Source organism: Aliiroseovarius sp. S253 (assembly GCF_049800855.1).
GTDB lineage: Bacteria > Pseudomonadota > Alphaproteobacteria > Rhodobacterales > Rhodobacteraceae > Aliiroseovarius.
In genome coordinates this window covers 656735-673899 of record NZ_JBNAFW010000001.1, presented here as the reverse complement: position 1 = coordinate 673899, position 17165 = coordinate 656735, and the positions used below count along the sequence as shown (strand labels likewise).

Genomic DNA, 17165 nt, shown 5'->3' with positions numbered 1-17165 from the left:
GCGGGCCTAGTTCGTTACACAATAGCGTTTGCCACCTTTGACCCCTTCCAGCCCAACCGCCTTGCGCGGGCAGTCATTCTTGGTAATGGCGGGTTGAAGGCGTGCGCCGTCATTGCGCACCAAGAAAAACTCATGCGCATAGCTAAACGGGCGCACCTGAAGGTCCCAGCCGGTAATTGCATTTTCGCTGAGATGGGGATCATTGGGCGGCACCAACAGCCAGTATTCGCGCCCTTTTAGCTGCCCACTGACCTGCTTGGACCGGAACCACAGGGCGCCCGGTTGGCTCAGCGCACAAATCTCGGGCTTGGTTATGGCCCGTTTTGTGTCTTCATCACCCGCGATGGCCTGCCACCCGATCAGACGGTCGCAAAAGCTGGCCCCGCCACGCGCGCCGCCTGTTCCTTGATTGGACTGACAGGCCGTCAATGCCAGGATGGCGACACAGGCTGAAATGGCGGGAAGAATGCGCATGGAATACCTCTTTAAATTGCTGGAATCCTACAGCACCTTGGCCTTGCGTCAAGCGCGCCCATCGGCAAGTTTAACCCCGCCCCCTGCAAGAGACCGAAAGCCCCACCATGCCTCGTTTCGCTGCCAACCTGACCCTTCTGTTCACCGAACTGCCTTTTCTCGACCGGTTTGAAGCAGCAGCCGAGGCCGGTTTCGAGGCCGTCGAAGTGCTTTTCCCCTATGACGACGCCGCTCAAGAAATCCAGAGACGTCTGGCCGCGAATGGCTTGCATATGGTCCTAATCAACTGCCCTCCACCCAACTGGACGGGTGGCCCGCGTGGTTTCGCGGCCATCCCTGATGGGCAGGACAGATTTCGCCATGATTTCAAACGCGCGCTGCGCTTTGCACAGGCTTTTCGCTCAACCCATCTACACATCATGGCAGGCGCGGCAGAAGGCGATGCAGCCCGCGCCGCATTTGTCGAGAATCTGAAATGGGCCACGGCCCAAGCCCCAAACCAAAACTTGACCATTGAGCCGATCAATCAAGGTGACATGCCGGGCTATTTCCTTGCTGATTACCATCTAGCAGCGGACATTCTGGCCGAGGTCGCCGCCCCTAATCTGGCTCTGCAATTTGATGCTTATCACGCGCACAAGATCACCGGAGACATGCTTTCCACGTGGAAGAAGGTAAAACACCTGACCCGCCACATTCAGGTCGGAGGCCTGCCTGACCGGCACGAACCTGTGGCTGGTGTGATCGACTATCCCGCGTGGTTCCGACAACTGGATGACGAAGGTTATTCCGGATGGGTCAGCGGCGAATATTACCCCTCCGGACGTACAGAAGACGGGTTGTCATGGATAAAGGGGTTCGACTGACAGGCTCCTGACACTATGCTGTCAGGAGGGGTGTGTCACACACATGCTCATCAACACTGATGAAAGGAACATCCTATGACGCCTCCCATTGTTTGCTGGTCCGAAATTCCCGTGACGGACATGGACAAAGCAGTTTCCTATTACAACGCTGTCTTCAAATGGAATATGAAGATCGACAACACCGGGCCAAACCCGATGGCTGATCTGGGTGGAACCATCGACACAGTCGGCGGGCATCTGTACCCGGGCAAACCCGCTACGGATGGCAACGGCCCGACCATCCATATCGTCGTGCCAGATAAGCTTGAGAACGCCGCCAATCGCGTCGCGGATGCGGGCGGCACAATCCTGTGCGATCCTGTTACGATCCCCGCTGGCCGCTTCGTCTATACAAAAGATCCCGACGGAAACTCGATCGGGTTGTTCGAGCCGAAAGCCTGACCCATGCGCCGTGCCGACCGCCTTTTCCAGATTGTTCAACACCTGCGAGGCGGTCGGTTGGTCACGGCGCGCGATCTTGCCGAAGCTTTAGAGGTCAGCGAACGAACGATCTATCGTGACATCGCTGACCTAATCGGTTCCGGAGTCCCAATCGAGGGCGAGGCGGGCGTTGGATATGTCATGCGGGCGGGATACGACATGCCGCCCTTGATGTTCACCCGGGAAGAGATCATGGCCGTGATTGCAGGCACCCATCTGTTGGAACGGATGGGTGGGGCTGCGATGGCGGCCTCGGCCCGTGAAGCTTTGGTCAAGATCCGTGCCGTGCTTCCTGAGGACCTTGAGGCGCAAGCACAACGGGTTGAAATCCACGCGGGGCCCTCGTTGATGCCATCCGAGCGTGACCGCCATTTCATAGACCAGATCGAAAGTGCGATTGATGCGCGGCTCAGACTGGCCCTGACCTATGCGGACGAACAAGGCGCCAAGACCACACGCACTATACGGCCGCTGGCCCTTTGGCTTTGGCGCAATGGCTGGACCGTGGTGTCCTGGTGCGAGTTACGCGAAGACTTCCGTATGTTCCGCGTCGACCGCATCGAAGGCTTCACCACCGGAGACCGCTTCCGCGAAGAGCGCGACAAATCACTCCCCGCGCTTTATGCTCAGATGGAAGAGTCCGGCATCGACCCAAGGCTGAATACCTAGGCTAGCGTCGGCTTGGCCCCACCAACCCGCTGCGGCATGTCACAAGCCGCGTCAACGTTTTCGATATCCAACGTGACGTGAGCAATCCCCCAACGTTCGACCAAATGCGCTTTCACGGCCTCTTTCACCGGAAGGACATCGGACCAGCTGCCTCCTGTCACCACCACATGCGCTTCAAGCGAGATCACATCCTCGCTGATTTGCCACAGGTGTATGTGATGCACGTTTTCGACACCCGGAACGGCCTCCATCCCTGACAGAACCTCTTCCACGTCGATGCCCTGCGGCGCGCCCAGCATCAGGATATGGGCCACGCCCTTCAGCTCGGACAGGCCCATCCAAATCACGTAAGCCGCGATGCCCAGCGTTGCGATCGGGTCTGCCAGATGCCAGTCAAAGGCCACGATCAACACGCCCACGACAATCACCGCAACAGACCCCAGCGCATCCGCCACATTGTGCAGAAAAGCCGCCCGGATATTGGCGCTGTCTTTCGCCATGCGCCATGTCAGCAACGCCGTCACCGCGTCCACCACCAACGCGATGCCCGCCACGATGACAACCAGCCAGCCGGCGACCTCGGGCGGGTTGAAAAACCGCATAGCCCCTTCATAGGCCAGATAAATCCCGATCACGACCAGCGTGGTCAGATTGATCAGAGCGGCCACCAGCTCGACCCGTTTGTAGCCGAACGTCATGGTGACGTCGGTGGGACGGCGTGCGATTTTGCGGGCAAAGAATGCAATCGCCAAAGACGCCGCATCCGACAGGTTATGAATGGCATCGGCAATCAGCGCGACCGATCCGGACAGCAGCCCGCCGACGATCTGCGCGAGGGTCAAAAGGACGTTTGCCGCAACGGCCAGCCCGACGCGCAAGTCACCCGCTTCCGGGTCAATGTGATGATGATGGTGATGGCCATGTGAAGGGCTGTGCGAATGGCTGTGATCATGGGGCATGAAAGTGCTCCGGTTTCGGGTGTTGTTCCTGTCACAACAGGATATAATCCCTCTAGTCCCTAGAGGTTCAAGAGGAAAAAACATGTTTTCCATCGGCCAAATTTCCACCCGTACCGGAGTGAAAGTGCCAACCATTCGCTATTACGAGCAAATGGGCTTGATCGAGGCTGAAGAGCGCACGGAAGGAAACCAGCGGCGGTTTTCACAAGAGGGATTGGACCGGCTTCATTTCATCAGACACGCCCGCGACCTTGGGCTTTCGATCGATATGATCCGCCACCTTCTGACCATCGCGCCCAGCAATCACGCGGAAAGCCACCGGATTGCTGCCGAACATCTGGATGAGATCCGTGACCGGATTACGCGCCTAAAACGGCTTGAGGCCGAGCTGGTGCGGATCAAGGACAGCTGCGATGGCAAGGACACCTGCTCGGTGCTGTCCGCCTTTGGTGATCACACACAATGTGCAGGAGGGCACTAGACCCAATGGCGCCTAGTGCGCCTCGGCCCAGTTCATGCCGATGCCAGCGTCCACAACCAAAGGCACGTCCAGTTTGATCGCGGGTTCAGCTGCACCTTCCATGACGTGACGCACGGTCTCGATCACCTCATCCACGGCGCTTTCCTCGACCTCGAAGATCAGTTCGTCGTGGACTTGCAACAGCATTTTCGCGGGCAGTTTCGCAATCGCGTCCGGCATGCGGATCATGGCGCGGCGGATGATGTCGGCAGCGGTGCCCTGAATGGGCGCGTTGATCGCGGCACGTTTGGCAAAGCCCGCCTGCGGGCCTTTTGCGCCGATTTCGGGCGTGTGGATGCGGCGACCAAACAGGGTCTCGACGCGTTTGTGTTCCTTGGCGAACTCAATCGTGGTGTCCATGTATGTGCGAATGCCGGGGAAGCGTTCGAAATAGCGGTCGATGAAGCCCTGCGCCTCGGCGCGCGGGATGCGCAGGTTGCGCGCCAGACCAAAACCGGAGATGCCGTAAATGACGCCGAAGTTGATCGCCTTCGCCTGACGGCGAATGTCCGGCGTCATCTCGTCCAGTGGCACATCGAACATCTCACTCGCGGTCATGGCGTGAATGTCGTGGCCGTCGCGGAAGGCCTGTTTCAGCGCGTCGATCTCGGCCATATGGGCCAGAATGCGCAATTCGATCTGGCTGTAGTCGAGGCTGATCAGCTTGGTGCCTTCTGGGGCAACAAACGCCTCGCGGATGCGGCGGCCTTCTTCCGAGCGCACGGGGATGTTTTGCAGGTTTGGATCACTGGACGCCATGCGCCCCGTGTTCGCCCCAGACTGCAGGTAAGACGTATGAACACGACCCGTCTCAGGGTGGATGTGATCTTGAAGAGCGTCCGTATAGGTCGATTTCAGCTTTTGCAGCTGGCGATAGTCCAGAACCCGCGCGGCGAAAGGGTGTTCGGCGGCGAGGTCTTCCAACACGTCGGCAGGGGTCGACCATTGGCCGGTCTTGGTTTTCTTACCACCCGGCAGCTCCATTTCGCCAAACAGGATTTCACCCACTTGGGCCGGGGATTGGACGTTGAAGTCGCGGCCTGCGATCTCGTGCAACTCGGCCTCATACCCCGCCATTTTCTGTGCGAAGGCATTCGACATACGCGACAGCACTTCGCGGTCGACTTTGATGCCCGTCATCTCCATCTGCGAGAGGACTGGAACGAGCGGGCGTTCCAGACGTTCGTAAACTCGGGTCACGTGATTTCTGTGTAGACGCGGCTTCAGGATTTGCCAGAGGCGCAGGGTGATATCCGCATCCTCGGCCGCATATTTCACCGCGTCTTCAAGCGGGACACGGTCAAAGGTAATCGCAGATTTCCCTGTGCCTAACAGCGACTTAATCGAGATGGGGGTGTGCGAAAGATACACTTCCGACAGCTTGTCCATGCCGTGCCCATGCAGGCCCGCATTTTGGGCGTAGGACATCAGCATCGTGTCATCGATGGGGGCGACATTCACCCCGTAGCGCGCCAAGATCTTGGCGTCGTACTTCATGTTCTGGCCGATTTTCAGGATCGCTGGATCCTCGAGCATCGGTTTGAGCGCGGCGATCACTTGATCCAGCGCCAACTGCCCTTCAGCCAGATCCGAGCCACCGAACAGATCGTCGGCTTGGCTGCTTTTATGGGTCAGCGGGATATAGCAGGCCTCGCCCGCCTCAACCGCCAACGAAATCCCGACCAGATCGACCAGCATTTCGTTTAGGCCTGTGGTTTCCGTATCGAAGGCCACGTAGCCACGGGCGTAGGCCTTGTCGACCCACGTCGACAGCGCATCCATATCCTTGACCCACTCGTATTTCTCGGGGTCGATGGCGGGCATCTCGGGCGCTGCGGGCGCATCGCCGCCTTCAGGCTGCGCGATCTCGGGCGCTTCCAGACCCAGCTTACCGGCGACGCGATTGGTCAGCGTGCGGAATTCCATTTCGGCAAGGAAATTCAAGAGCGTCTCGGGTTCGGGGTCTTTCAGCTCCATATCCTCGAACGTCACGTCCAGATCCATCTGGTCATCCAGCTTCACCAGCTCGCGGCTGACACGGATCAGATCAGCTTGTTCGATCAGGGTTTGACGGCGTTTGGGCTGCTTGATTTCCTCGGCGCGCTCCAGAAGCGTGTCGAGGTCTCCGTATTCGTTGATCAAAAGCGCTGCGGTCTTGATGCCGATGCCGGGCGCACCGGGGACGTTATCGACGCTATCGCCCGCCAGCGCCTGAACGTCGACCACGCGGTTGGGGCCAACGCCGAATTTTTCTTCCACGCCTTCAACGCCAATGCGCTTGTTCTTCATCGGGTCGAGCATTTCGACACCGCCGCCCACAAGCTGCATCAGGTCTTTATCCGAGGACAGGATGGTCACGCGCCCGCCCGCCTCGTTCGCTTGGCGGGCAAGGGTGGCGATGATGTCGTCGGCCTCGAACCCTTCGACCTCAATACAGGCGATGTTGAAGGCGCGGGTCGCGTCGCGGGTCAGCGGAAATTGCGGGCGCAGATCTTCGGGCGCAGGGGGGCGGTTGGCTTTGTATTCTGGATAGATATCGCTGCGGAAGGTCTTGCCGGAATGGTCAAAGATCACTGCGACATGGGTGGGTGCGTCGGCCCCTGCGTTATCTTCGACAAACTTGAACAGCATGTTGCAGAACCCGGCCACCGCCCCGATGGGCAGTCCGTCAGATTTGCGCGTCAACGGCGGCAACGCGTGATAGGCTCGAAAAATAAAAGCCGACCCGTCGACCAAATGCAGATGACAGCCTTTTCCAAAGCTCATTGGATTTCCCCCTGATACGCGTGTGACCAGTTAAGACGCAAAAGGCCGCGAGGCACCAGCCCGCGGCCCGGATTTTCAGTGCAGCCCGGCTAAGATCAGGCGGCTTTATCGTCGTCGGCGTGATCTTTGTGCACAAACTTGCAATCGCAATAGGGGCATTCCACCCAGCCATGTTCGTTCGGGATCTGAAGATAGACACGCGGATGGCCCAGCGCGCCCTCGCCGCCGTCACAAGAGACTTTGTAGCTGTCTACGATCTTGGTTTCAGGAGCCGGTTGGGTCATGTGAGACACCTCTGTCATTTCTCGTCATTCTATTTACGCCCCGTGCGGCAGGTGCCGCAAGAGCGAACCGTCAATCTGCACGCGATACCATGCGCCCAATGGGGCGGCCTGCCAGAATATGGATGTGCAGATGCGGAACCTCCTGCACGCCATGCACGCCTGCGTTCGAGATCATGCGATACCCGTCGCCATCACCGCCTGGTTCAACGCCCAGAAGCGCACAGACCTTGCCGACGGCACGGGTGAAGCCCACGATCTCCGCGTCCGAACCTTCGGCGGCCAGATGATCGAAAGTCACATACGGACCCTTCGGAATCACCAGCACATGGTGCGGTGCCTTCGGTTGGATATCACGGAACGCCAGCGCGTGATCGTCCTCATAAACGGTATCATTCGGGATCTCGCCACGCAGGATCTTTGCGAAGATGTTCTGGTCGTCATAGCTGTAGGGCATTGTGGCCTCCGGTCAGTCCTCAAACAGGTGATTGGTCTGTGCGATCTCAAGCGCTTGCTCGGGCGAGATCGACAGGAATTGCGACAGAGCCATCGCGTTCTCTTGCGCATCCCGTGCTTCGCTGATGCGATAGTAGTTTTCGAACCCCGCATCCCGGATCCGATCACTTTCATGCATCACGTCAGCGCGGATCGTGGGCAATAGGCGCTCCATCGACTGTTGCGGCGTGTTTTCACCAGCAAGTCCAACCCGCATCGCGTGTCCAGCCAAATAGTCGTCCGAGAAGACGCTTTCGACTTCTAGCAAACGCGTGGTGGACCGATCCGAGAAGAAATCCTGAAACATCTCCATATTTTTGGGATCCATGCAGATCACCATACGGTCGGTTCCATAGTATTCGTAAAGCATCCGCATCAATGCGCGACGGTGCCGGGCACGTTTGCCCATCTGTGTCTGGATGCCACCCAAATCAGGCATGGGGCAGCTGGCCTCGTCGAACAGGTACTCGGTGGTCTCAATCCCCGTGACTTCTTTGATCTTGTGGACCAGACGTTTGGCGATGTGCCATTTCTTGGCCACAACAATCAAAAGTTCGCGTTCACGGCCAAGACTGGATTCCGCCTCCCAGAACCGCGGTGCAAACCGCAACCCGTTGCGCCCCCTGCTGGTCAAAAAGCGAAACAGGCTACGCCCTTCGTTCGATATCTGAAACTCGACCCCTTCGGCGGCATAAAGATCCCCCAAACGGCGTTTGAGTTCGGTCGCTTCCGGACTGATTTTACGGGCAAACAGGAAATCCTGACTAAGCAGCAAGTCATAGTGATCGTTATAGAATGTCACAGGCATCCCATAGTCGGTGAACATCAGGAAGGTCAGCGTGCTGGTGCGGATCTCATTGTCCGGCACAAGATGGCGCACGATGGTCTGAAAGAAGGTTTCATCCGGGATCCAGGTCGTTCGAAAGAACCGCATGACGTCCTTGCGCTTACGACAGAAATCAACAACCCATTCGATGGTGCGACGGCGCAGGCACCACCACTGGCTGCCGATCATGACCTGGATGTCGGCCGGGATCTCGCGCTTCAAGCCAAGGTTTTTCTGCAGTCCGAACAACGCATAAAAAAGCTTCTTGTGTTTGCGTTCGTTCAGAAAGTGACGATAGATCAGCCGCTCTTCCTTCATGCCGGTCTTGATCCAGTCGCTTTCAAAGAAATCAAAGCTCTCGATATAGTCGACGTCTTCGCGGTCCAGCAGGTCATGTGCGTATTCGGCCGATTTGATCGCCATGCAATCACCCGACAGCATGTAGAAATGCGTGGCGCGCGGGAACGCTTCCAGCGCGGCCTCTACCGCGTTCAGAGACGCCTGCACCAATGACCACTCGCCCCAACCGCATTTGATGCGTTTCTTGGCGAAAGTCACATTGGGATTGTCCCTCAGCGCATCCTGAATACGCTGGAAGTCAGTCGGGTTGGCGCGTGCGTCGAAATGGATCGCCATATAGTCGCCCGCCGCCGTCAACTGCCGTGCTTGCGAGATGATGGCCTCGGGGTCTTTGTGACACAACAGGATGAAGGCGATTTGAGCCATGTAAACGAATGAGACCTTTGGAACTGACGATATCTTGACTTAAATAGCGTGAACATCTGCTGAAAAAACAGAGATTCTTTACTTTTTTCATCAATCTGTTCACAAACAAAGCAACGGCGCGGGCCAAGTAATTATAAGACGAGGTATTTTATGGGGTTTCCCGGCACCTGGATGACCGAAAGCGAAAGCGTTGTGTATCGCGTGGTTCCCAAATGCGCCTGCTCGACCATTGGGCAGATCATGTTCTATTCCGATCATGGCGAGTTTTTTGACGGTGACATTCACGACAGCAAGGATCGGATGCACAAATGGGCGCAGGACCATTCGCAGGATCTGATTTCGCAGAATGTTCTGAACCACAAAAGCTATGCCTTCACCTGTGTGCGCAACCCTTATACCCGCATCCTGTCCAGTTTCTTCGACAAGATCTGTGGCATTCAACGCAATGGTCGCCGCTATCGCGGCAATCTGGTACCGCTGCTGATCCAGAAATACGGCATCGAGGTCGGGGACCCCGAAACCGGGTTCGAGTTCGACCAGATCCAAAGCTTCCGCCGCTTTCTGCTGTTTGCCCGAGACACCATTCGCTGGCGCAAGCCAATGGAACCGGACATCCATTGGTCATCGGTGTCGGGCCACGTCTCGACGTTCATCGTGAATGGCGGACGGTATAACAACATCTTCTGGACCGAGAAATTCAACGACGGGATGCAGTCCGTTCTGGACGCGATTGAGACGCCTCATAAGGTCAAGTTGGACGACATTCCGCGCTTCAACGAAAGCGAAGGACACGGCCCGAAACGTGCCCACCCTGTCGAGGATTATTTCGACGATCTTTCGATGCATCTGGTCTATGAGATCTTCAAGAAAGATTTCGAGCTGTTCAAATACGACTTCGAAAACCCAGCAAATAAGATGCCCATCGGCGAGATTGATCTGGACGAGATCCACGCCAAACTGGGCGATTGATCCCCTTCAAACTGCGAAAGAAAGCACATGAAAGCGCGCGTAAAATGGGCCGAAGCCCGCACCTTTATCGGCACCTCTGGCACTGGCCACAACATTGTTCTGGGCACCGGCCACGACGGTGCGGGAACGCCTGGCCCAAGCCCGATGGAGCTTTTGCTGATCGGCACAGCGGGCTGCTCGGCCTATGATGTTGTGTCCATCTTACAAAAACAGCGTCAACGTATCGAAGACGTCGACGTTGAAGTCGATGCAGAACGGGCAGAAACCGACCCCAAGGTCTTTACCAAGATCCACCTACATTTCATCGTCAAAGGACGCGGCATCAGCGCGGATAAGGTAGAGCGGGCAATTTCGCTCTCGGTCGACAAATACTGTTCAGCCTCGGCGATGATGGCAGCCACAGCCGCCGTGACTCACGACTTCGAGGTCACGGACACCGAATAAGGAAAAAGCCCGGGCCTAAGGATCCGGGCTTTTTCTTTAAGCTGTTTGAACCAGTCCCTTTTCACGGAACAAGGCGGGCAAGTTGCGATCTGCCCGCGGCCCGATGTGGCGAATGACCTCGCCGGCCACTGTGCAGCCCATCTCGCCACAAGTGCGCAGATCGGCACCCGTAGCTAATCCGTAAAGGAACCCAGCCGCGAACGCATCCCCAGCGCCTGTGGCGTCAACAGGCGTAATGCGCTCGACCGGAACATCTACACGCTCTTCACCCGCCAAGATCGACACGCCATCCCCCGAACGTGTACAGGCAACCAGCGGGCAGATGGCAGCGGTTTTGGTCATCGCCTCTTCCAGATCATCCGTCTGGAACAGGGATTTCAATTCATCCTCGTTGCCGATCACATAGTCCAGCTCGTGCTCGATCAGCATCAGGAAGTCGGTGCGGTGACGTTCCACGCAGAACGGATCGGAAATCGCGATCCCAGCCTTACCGCCAGCTGCACGACAAGCGCGCGCCATAGCGATGAACGCTTCTTTCCCTTTATCCTTGTCGAACAGGTATCCTTCCAGAAACACGATCTCGGCATCTGCTGCGACGTCCGGATCGACGTCTTCCGGGCCAAGCTCGGCCGAAATGCCCAGGTAAGTGTTCATCGACCGCTCGCCATCAGGCGACACGAAGATCATCGAACGCGAGGTCGGCAGTTCGCCCCCCGGCACAGGTGGGTTCACGAAACGTGTGCCGTCCATCTCCATCGCATCGGCATAGAAGTGGCCAAGCGCATCGTCATGCACGCGACCAACAAACCCTGTGGTCAGGCCTAGATTACCGATCCCGGCGATCGTGTTCGCAACCGAACCACCGGCCGCCTGCTTGCGTTCCTGCATCGCGGCGTAAAGAACCTCGGCCCGGTCCCTTTCAACCAATTGCATGATGCCTTTTTCGATACCCATCAGCTCGAGAAAGCTATCATCGGCGGTGGTAATCACATCGACAACGGCATTGCCAATGCCGACAACCTTGTACTTTTTCGTCATAAGTTCTTTTCCTCGAAGGGACATAGGTCCCGAATGATGCAGTTTCCGCACATTGGTTTGCGGGCCTTGCAAGTATAACGCCCATGCAGGATCAGCCAGTGATGGGCGTGTTGTTGAAAGTCTGCGGGGATGTTGTCTTCGATAGCGCGTTCGACCGCGTCGACGTTTTTGCCAACCGCAATGCCGGTGCGATTACCAACGCGGAAGATATGCGTATCGACGGCCTGTGCGGGCACGCCCCACCACATGTTCAGAACAACATTGGCGGTCTTACGCCCCACGCCGGGCAGCGATTGAAGAGCGGCACGGGAATTCGGAACCTCGCCCCCGTATTCGTCCACAAGAATTTGGCTCAGCTTCATCACGTTCTTCGCCTTCTGGCGGAACAGACCAATGGTCTTGATATGCTCGGTCAGCCCCTCAAGACCCAAGCCCAGCATCTTCTGCGGTGTATCCGCTACCTGGAACAGCGCGCGTGTCGCCTTGTTCACGCCTGCATCCGTCGCCTGCGCGGACAGGGCCACCGCCACAACCAGCGTATAGACGTTCACATGTTCCAGCTCGCCCTTTGGTTCGGCTTCCTGTTCTTGGAACCGCTCAAAGATCTCGCGGATCTGATGATATCCGAGTTGTTTGGCCATGGTATCCATCCGTTTCGCAAAACCTCATACGCGAGCCACACACAATGCGCAATTTCCGGGTCGCTTACGGCACGAATTCGCGGCAGTCTGGTCACATAACCTGCGAGGTCAATATGAACCGTTCTGAAGATAGCTACCACTACAACGTGATCCGCCGCGCGATCGAGGCGATCGATGCGGCAGGCGGAGAGACGCTGGCGCTGGACGCCTTGGCCGCGAAGATGGACATGTCGCCCGCACATTTCCAGCGCGTGTTTTCGCGTTGGGTCGGTGTTTCGCCGAAACGCTATCAACAGTTCCTGACGCTGGGCCATGCCAGGTCACTTCTGGCTGACCGCTTCTCGACGCTGGAAACCGCTCAGTCGGTAGGGCTGTCTGGGCAAGGCCGGCTGCATGATCTCTTCCTGCGATGGGAGGCGATGAGCCCCGGCGAATATGCCAAGAAGGGCGAGGGACTGACGGTCTATTGGGGCTGGTTTGACAGTCCATTCGGGGCGTCGCTGGTGATGGGCACGGAACGAGGCATCTGCGGTATCGGATTTGCCGACGAAACCGGTGTTGCGGAAACTTTCGAGGACTTAACCTCGCGCTGGCCCAATGCCACCTTCATTGAGGATCCGATGTTCCTGCGTCCTTGGGTTCTGGCGGCCTATGACACAGAACTGGGCGAAGACGGAAAGACGCCGCTGCACCTGATCGGCTCTCCTTTGCAGATCAAAGTGTGGGAAGCACTTCTGTCGATCCCCTCGGGCCATGTGACGACCTATGGGCAGATCGCTGAAAAGATCGGTCAGCCGCGCGCCGTGCGTGCCGTAGGAACCGCAGTTGGGCGCAACCCGGTTAGTTGGCTGATCCCATGCCACCGTGCCCTGCGAAAATCCGGCGCACTGGGAGGGTACCATTGGGGTCTGCCCGTGAAACGCGCCTTGCTGGCGTTTGAAAGCGCGGAACTTGAACAAGAGCGCACAGGGTAACGTCCGCGTAAGCGTCTGTTTTTCTGAAAGTTTCCCCATAACAGGGCCTTGTTATTCGATAACAGGGCCCTTTTCTGTATGCAAAACAAGAATTCAAACCGAGGACAGCAGTATGCACCCAAGACATATGATTCTCTCGTTCGGCCTAATCGCCGGACTTGCTACCAGCGCTTGTACGTCACCGACGCAAAGCCCAACGTCAAACATGGGTCCACGCACCCAGAACGGTGCAGCCATCGGCGCCATCGCAGGGGGCCTGTTGGGTGCCACGCGCAAGGGCGATGGCAAGCTGGGCAAAGCCGCCGTCGGCGCTGTTATCGGCGGCGTGATTGGCGGGGCCATTGGCCAGCAGTTGGACAAACAGGCAGGCGACCTGCGACAGGCCATCGACAATGACGACGTACAGATCGTCAACACCGGCAACGAGCTGATCGTGACGATGCCACAGGACATCTTGTTCGCCACAGATAGCAGCCAAGTCAGCCCCGCCCTGCACGGCGATCTTGCTGCCCTTGCGCGCAATCTGATGCAATACCCGAACTCCTTGGTCGAGGTGCAGGGGCATACCGACAACGTCGGTAGCGCGGATTACAACCTGTCCCTGTCGCGCAATCGCGCGGCCTCGGTCGCGTCTGCGCTGTTTGCCAATGGCGTCCCCAGCTCTCGTGTTGTGACCATCGGGCATGGCGAACATCGCCCTGTTGCATCGAACCTGAACGCAGCAGGCCGCCAACAAAACCGCCGGGTCGAGATCGTCATCCGCCCCACAACGACATAAGTTTTGTACCAGTATCGTGCGTATCACGAGAAGAGCCGGGCCAAGTGCCCGGCTTTTTTGTTTGAGGCCCGCGACCGGATGTGGTCATATATTCTGACCAATTCACGCGAGACGCCTATGCCCTTTCAAAGAATCGCAGCAAGCAAGCTTTCCAAATCCGTGGTCGAGCAGATCGAGCTTCTGATTTTACGCGGTGTGTTGCGCCCCGGTGAACGCCTTCCCTCGGAACGGGATCTAGCAGACCGCCTTGGCGTGTCGCGCCCATCCCTGCGCGATGCTCTGGCTGAACTTGAAGCATCTGGGCTTTTGGCGCGTCGTGCTGGTGCTGGGATCTTTATTTCGGAAGATCTGGACAGCTCATTCCCGCCAGCCCTCACCAATCTTTTCGCGCGCCACGACGAAGCAGTCTACGACTACATCACCTTTCGCCGCGATATGGAGGGTTTGGCCGCCGAGCGCGCTGCGCAGTTCGGTTCTGACACGGATCTTGCCGTCATCAACGAGATTTTCCTGAAGATGGAGAAAGCCCCCGAAGGTCAGGGAGCAGATCTGGACAGTGATTTCCACATGGCCATCATCGAGGCCGGTCACAACGTGTTGATGGTCCATATGATGCGCGCCATGTATGACCTGTTAAGGCAAGGCATTCTCTACAACCGGCAAGTGGTCGTTCAAATCACCAACACGCGTATGGACCTGCTGGAACAACACCGCGCCATCAACGATGCGCTGCAAGCCCGCGACCCTAAAGCGGCCCGCACGGCAATCGAAGCACATATGGACTATGTCGTTCAGGCCTATACTGATCTGCGCCGTACCGAACGCAACGAAGAAGTCGCGCGTCAACGGTTGGACTATGAGATGCACCGATAGGCTGTCTTCTCAAATGAAAAACCCGGCTCAATGGCCGGGTCTTTCGTAAGTCGTTGGAAAAAAGTCTGCTTAGTGCAGCTTGGCTTCCACGTCCTTGATGGCCTCGTCGATCAGCTTGTTGCCGTCGGTTGCGGTCATCTGTTTGGCGATCATGTCGCGGGCAGCACCTACGGCAACCTGAACGGCACTATCGCGTACCTCTTTCACGGCAGCCGCTTCAGCCGATGCGATCTGGTCTTCAGCAGCAGCCAGACGGCGTGCGATCGAAGCTTTCAGATCTTCCTTGGCCTGAGCCGCAGCGTTAGCTGCTTCTTCCTTGGCATGCGCAACAATGCGCTCGGCCTGCTCAGCCACTTCCTTTTGCTTACGCTCGTAAGACGCCAGAATGGTCTGGGCTTCTTCGCGCAGGGCACGGGCTTCGTCGAGTTCCGACTTGATGCCCTCGGCACGTTTGTCGAGCTGACCGCCCAACATTTTGTGCACGCCCATGTAACCAAGGAAGGTTACGAACAACAGGAATGCCAGGGTGACAACCATGTTGGTGTTGGACAGATCGGTCCAGCCAGCGTCGCCAGCGGCAAACGCCGGGTTTGCAGCCAGAGCGAAGGGGAGAACTGCGAGTTTTTTCATCAGTTTACCCTTTCATCCGTGCGGTCACAGCCGCAGTTACCGACTTGGCATCCGCCTTGTAGCCCATCGAGCCCAGGATTTCCTTGACGGTATCCTTGGAGACGGCCTTGACGCTGTCGATGGCTCCGGCGCGGATCTCGTTGATCGCGGCTTCGCTTTCGGCAGCCTTGGCGGAGATCTCGGCATCTGCCTTAGCGGCAGCTGCATCCAGATCAGCCTGAATATCGGCACGGGCTTCAGCAACAATCTTGTTTGCTTCTGCACGGGCGTCAGCCAGGGCCTTGTTATAAGCTTCCTCGGCTTCGACAGCCTTCTGCTTCAGCTCTTCGGCAGCAGCCAGATCATTTGTGATCGTGCCCTGACGTTCAGACAGCACAGCCTCAATACGGGGCAGAGCAATCTTGGTCAGAACAAAGTAGATCACGACCAGCGTCACCACGAGCCAGAAAATCTGGTTCCCGAAGGTCGAGAAGTCCAGTTGCGGCATGCCAGCGGCTTCTGCGCCACCGTGTGCTGCTTCTGTGCTATGTGTGTTACTTGCCATGTCTTAAGTCCTCTGGAACCGAGTTACTTGGGGCGAAACGCTGACGCCTCGCCCCGGCGTAAGGATGGTTCAGGTCTTAGACAGCAAACATCAGCAGCAGAGCGACCAGGAACGAGAAGATGCCCAGGGCTTCTGCAAATGCGATACCGATGAACAGGGTCGCGGTCTGAGCGGCAGCTGCCGACGGGTTGCGCAGAGCACCGGCCAGGAAGTTACCAGCAACGTGGCCTACACCGATAGCGGCGGCACCCGAACCGATAGCTGCCAGACCTGCACCGATGAATTGACCCATTTGAGCGATATTGCCTTCCATTGTGATTTCTCCTTACGTTGGAATGCTTGAATTAGGATTGGTTAGCGGGCTGCAACCGTCTTAGTGCGACGGATGCAGAGCGTCTTTCAGATATACGCAGGTCAGGATGGTGAACACGTAGGCCTGAATGAAGGCTACGAGCACTTCCAGTGCGTAGACGGCCGAGATGGCCAAGATCGGCAGGAAGCTGAACATGCCCAGGGCAGCAGCGAAGCCGGCGAATACTTTGATAACTGCGTGGCCAGCCATAACGTTACCAGCCAAACGAATGGAGTGGCTGACGGGGCGCACGAAGTACGAGATCAGTTCGATAACCGCCAAGATCGGGCGCAGCGCCAGCGGAGCCGACGAAACCCAGAACAGACCCAGGAAGCCAGCGCCGTTTTTGACGAAGCCCAGCACGGTTACGAAGACGAACACGATCATGGCCAGCACAGCGGTCACAGCGATGTGGCTGGTGGCGGTGAACGAGGTCGGGATCAGACCCAGGAAGTTAGCGAATAGGATGAACATGAACAGGGTCATGATGCCGGGGAAGTATTTCACGGCGTCTTTGCCGGCCACGTCTTCGACCATCTTATAGACAAAGCCGTAAGCCATTTCGGCAACCGACTGACCGCGGGTCGGTACAATTGCGCGACCGCGCGAACCGACAACCAGCATCAGTACGATACCGATGATGGCCAGAACCATCCACAAGGTCTGGTTGGTAACCGTGAACATGCCCAGCTTACCGTCACCGAACAGCGGCTTGATTTCGAACTGATCCATCGGGTGGATGGCCAGACCGGGATGCGCAGGCGAGAACAGTACGCCCGACAGCAGAACCACTGCCAGAACGGCAAAGAATGCAATCTTGATGATGGGGCCTGCACCCTGTTTTGCGCCTTGTTCAGCCA

The 17165-nt window shown here is 57.4% G+C and carries 21 protein-coding genes; 9 read left to right on the top strand and 12 right to left on the bottom strand.

Annotated elements, in window-relative coordinates; genetic code table 11:
- Positions 1-6: 6 nt before the first annotated feature.
- The gene (locus ACP15F_RS03390; protein ID WP_424939435.1) at positions 7-474 is read right to left on the bottom strand and encodes a hypothetical protein; all 468 of its coding nucleotides are present in this window, start codon (positions 472-474) and stop codon (positions 7-9) included.
- A gap of 107 nt (positions 475-581) precedes the next feature.
- On the opposite strand from ACP15F_RS03390, the gene ACP15F_RS03385 reads away from it, so the two are divergent.
- The 3 genes from ACP15F_RS03385 to ACP15F_RS03375 all read left to right on the top strand — a co-directional run bounded on the left by ACP15F_RS03385 (position 582) and on the right by ACP15F_RS03375 (position 2489).
- Positions 582-1340 (top strand): hydroxypyruvate isomerase family protein, encoded by a 759-nt coding sequence (locus ACP15F_RS03385; protein WP_424939434.1) that lies wholly within the window; start codon positions 582-584, stop codon positions 1338-1340.
- A gap of 75 nt (positions 1341-1415) precedes the next feature.
- The gene (locus tag ACP15F_RS03380; RefSeq protein WP_424939433.1) at positions 1416-1781 is read left to right on the top strand and encodes a VOC family protein; all 366 of its coding nucleotides are present in this window, start codon (positions 1416-1418) and stop codon (positions 1779-1781) included.
- Positions 1782-1784: 3 nt separating this feature from the next.
- Positions 1785-2489, top strand: coding sequence for a helix-turn-helix transcriptional regulator (locus ACP15F_RS03375; RefSeq protein WP_424939432.1), 705 nt, complete (start codon positions 1785-1787; stop codon positions 2487-2489).
- Here the strand turns inward: ACP15F_RS03375 and ACP15F_RS03370 are convergent.
- Positions 2486-3448 carry a cation diffusion facilitator family transporter gene (locus ACP15F_RS03370; protein ID WP_424939431.1) on the bottom strand — a complete coding sequence of 321 codons (963 nt, stop codon included), beginning with the start codon at positions 3446-3448 and terminating at the stop codon, positions 2486-2488. The two genes, ACP15F_RS03375 and ACP15F_RS03370, sit on opposite strands and share 4 nt — an antisense overlap.
- A gap of 82 nt (positions 3449-3530) precedes the next feature.
- Here ACP15F_RS03370 and ACP15F_RS03365 point away from each other — a divergent pair, with 82 nt between their 5' ends.
- A complete protein-coding gene (locus ACP15F_RS03365; protein ID WP_424939430.1) occupies positions 3531-3929 on the top strand; it encodes a MerR family transcriptional regulator in 399 nt (132 codons plus the stop codon).
- 12 nt (positions 3930-3941) lie between these two features.
- Here the strand turns inward: ACP15F_RS03365 and polA are convergent, their stop codons facing one another.
- The 4 genes from polA to ACP15F_RS03345 all read right to left on the bottom strand — a co-directional run bounded on the left by polA (position 3942) and on the right by ACP15F_RS03345 (position 9062).
- On the bottom strand, positions 3942-6734 hold the full coding sequence (gene polA, locus ACP15F_RS03360) for a DNA polymerase I (protein WP_424939429.1): 2793 nt from the start codon (positions 6732-6734) through the stop codon (positions 3942-3944).
- 95 nt (positions 6735-6829) lie between these two features.
- Positions 6830-7018 (bottom strand): zinc-finger domain-containing protein, encoded by a 189-nt coding sequence (locus ACP15F_RS03355; protein ID WP_133487263.1) that lies wholly within the window; start codon positions 7016-7018, stop codon positions 6830-6832.
- A 70-nt stretch (positions 7019-7088) separates the two neighbouring features.
- A complete protein-coding gene (locus tag ACP15F_RS03350; RefSeq protein ID WP_424939428.1) occupies positions 7089-7472 on the bottom strand; it encodes a histidine triad nucleotide-binding protein in 384 nt (127 codons plus the stop codon).
- A 12-nt stretch (positions 7473-7484) separates the two neighbouring features.
- Positions 7485-9062: a DUF5928 domain-containing protein gene (locus ACP15F_RS03345; RefSeq protein ID WP_424939427.1), complete on the bottom strand. Its 1578-nt coding sequence runs from the start codon at positions 9060-9062 to the stop codon at positions 7485-7487.
- 150 nt (positions 9063-9212) lie between these two features.
- Between ACP15F_RS03345 and ACP15F_RS03340 the strand changes: the two genes are divergently transcribed.
- The gene (locus ACP15F_RS03340; protein ID WP_424939426.1) at positions 9213-10031 is read left to right on the top strand and encodes a sulfotransferase family protein; all 819 of its coding nucleotides are present in this window, start codon (positions 9213-9215) and stop codon (positions 10029-10031) included.
- 27 nt (positions 10032-10058) lie between these two features.
- Positions 10059-10475, top strand: a complete 417-nt coding sequence (locus tag ACP15F_RS03335) for an OsmC family protein (RefSeq protein WP_424939425.1) — start codon at positions 10059-10061, stop codon at positions 10473-10475.
- Between the two features lie 36 nt (positions 10476-10511).
- Here the strand turns inward: ACP15F_RS03335 and ACP15F_RS03330 are convergent, their stop codons facing one another.
- Positions 10512-11513, bottom strand: a complete 1002-nt coding sequence (locus ACP15F_RS03330) for an adenosine kinase (RefSeq protein WP_424939424.1) — start codon at positions 11511-11513, stop codon at positions 10512-10514.
- Positions 11510-12154: an endonuclease III gene (nth, locus tag ACP15F_RS03325; RefSeq protein ID WP_424939423.1), complete on the bottom strand. Its 645-nt coding sequence runs from the start codon at positions 12152-12154 to the stop codon at positions 11510-11512. Before nth ends, ACP15F_RS03330 begins: the two co-directional genes overlap by 4 nt.
- Before the next feature lie 113 nt (positions 12155-12267).
- Here nth and ACP15F_RS03320 point away from each other — a divergent pair, with 113 nt between their 5' ends.
- The 3 genes from ACP15F_RS03320 to ACP15F_RS03310 all read left to right on the top strand — a co-directional run bounded on the left by ACP15F_RS03320 (position 12268) and on the right by ACP15F_RS03310 (position 14779).
- On the top strand, positions 12268-13128 hold the full coding sequence (locus tag ACP15F_RS03320) for a methylated-DNA--[protein]-cysteine S-methyltransferase (protein WP_424939422.1): 861 nt from the start codon (positions 12268-12270) through the stop codon (positions 13126-13128).
- A gap of 205 nt (positions 13129-13333) precedes the next feature.
- A complete protein-coding gene (locus ACP15F_RS03315; RefSeq protein ID WP_424939421.1) occupies positions 13334-13906 on the top strand; it encodes an OmpA family protein in 573 nt (190 codons plus the stop codon).
- A 117-nt stretch (positions 13907-14023) separates the two neighbouring features.
- Positions 14024-14779, top strand: a complete 756-nt coding sequence (locus ACP15F_RS03310) for a FadR/GntR family transcriptional regulator (protein WP_424939420.1) — start codon at positions 14024-14026, stop codon at positions 14777-14779.
- A 69-nt stretch (positions 14780-14848) separates the two neighbouring features.
- On the opposite strand, the gene ACP15F_RS03305 is transcribed toward ACP15F_RS03310, so the two are convergent.
- The 4 genes from ACP15F_RS03305 to ACP15F_RS03290 form a co-directional block, all read right to left on the bottom strand.
- Positions 14849-15409, bottom strand: a complete 561-nt coding sequence (locus ACP15F_RS03305; RefSeq protein WP_424939419.1) for a F0F1 ATP synthase subunit B — start codon at positions 15407-15409, stop codon at positions 14849-14851.
- A 4-nt stretch (positions 15410-15413) separates the two neighbouring features.
- Positions 15414-15953 (bottom strand): F0F1 ATP synthase subunit B', encoded by a 540-nt coding sequence (locus ACP15F_RS03300; RefSeq protein WP_424939418.1) that lies wholly within the window; start codon positions 15951-15953, stop codon positions 15414-15416.
- A 76-nt stretch (positions 15954-16029) separates the two neighbouring features.
- Positions 16030-16266 (bottom strand): F0F1 ATP synthase subunit C, encoded by a 237-nt coding sequence (locus tag ACP15F_RS03295; RefSeq protein WP_055188564.1) that lies wholly within the window; start codon positions 16264-16266, stop codon positions 16030-16032.
- Positions 16267-16326: 60 nt separating this feature from the next.
- Positions 16327-17130: a F0F1 ATP synthase subunit A gene (locus ACP15F_RS03290; protein WP_424940932.1), complete on the bottom strand. Its 804-nt coding sequence runs from the start codon at positions 17128-17130 to the stop codon at positions 16327-16329.
- Between the last annotated feature and the right edge of the window lie 35 nt (positions 17131-17165).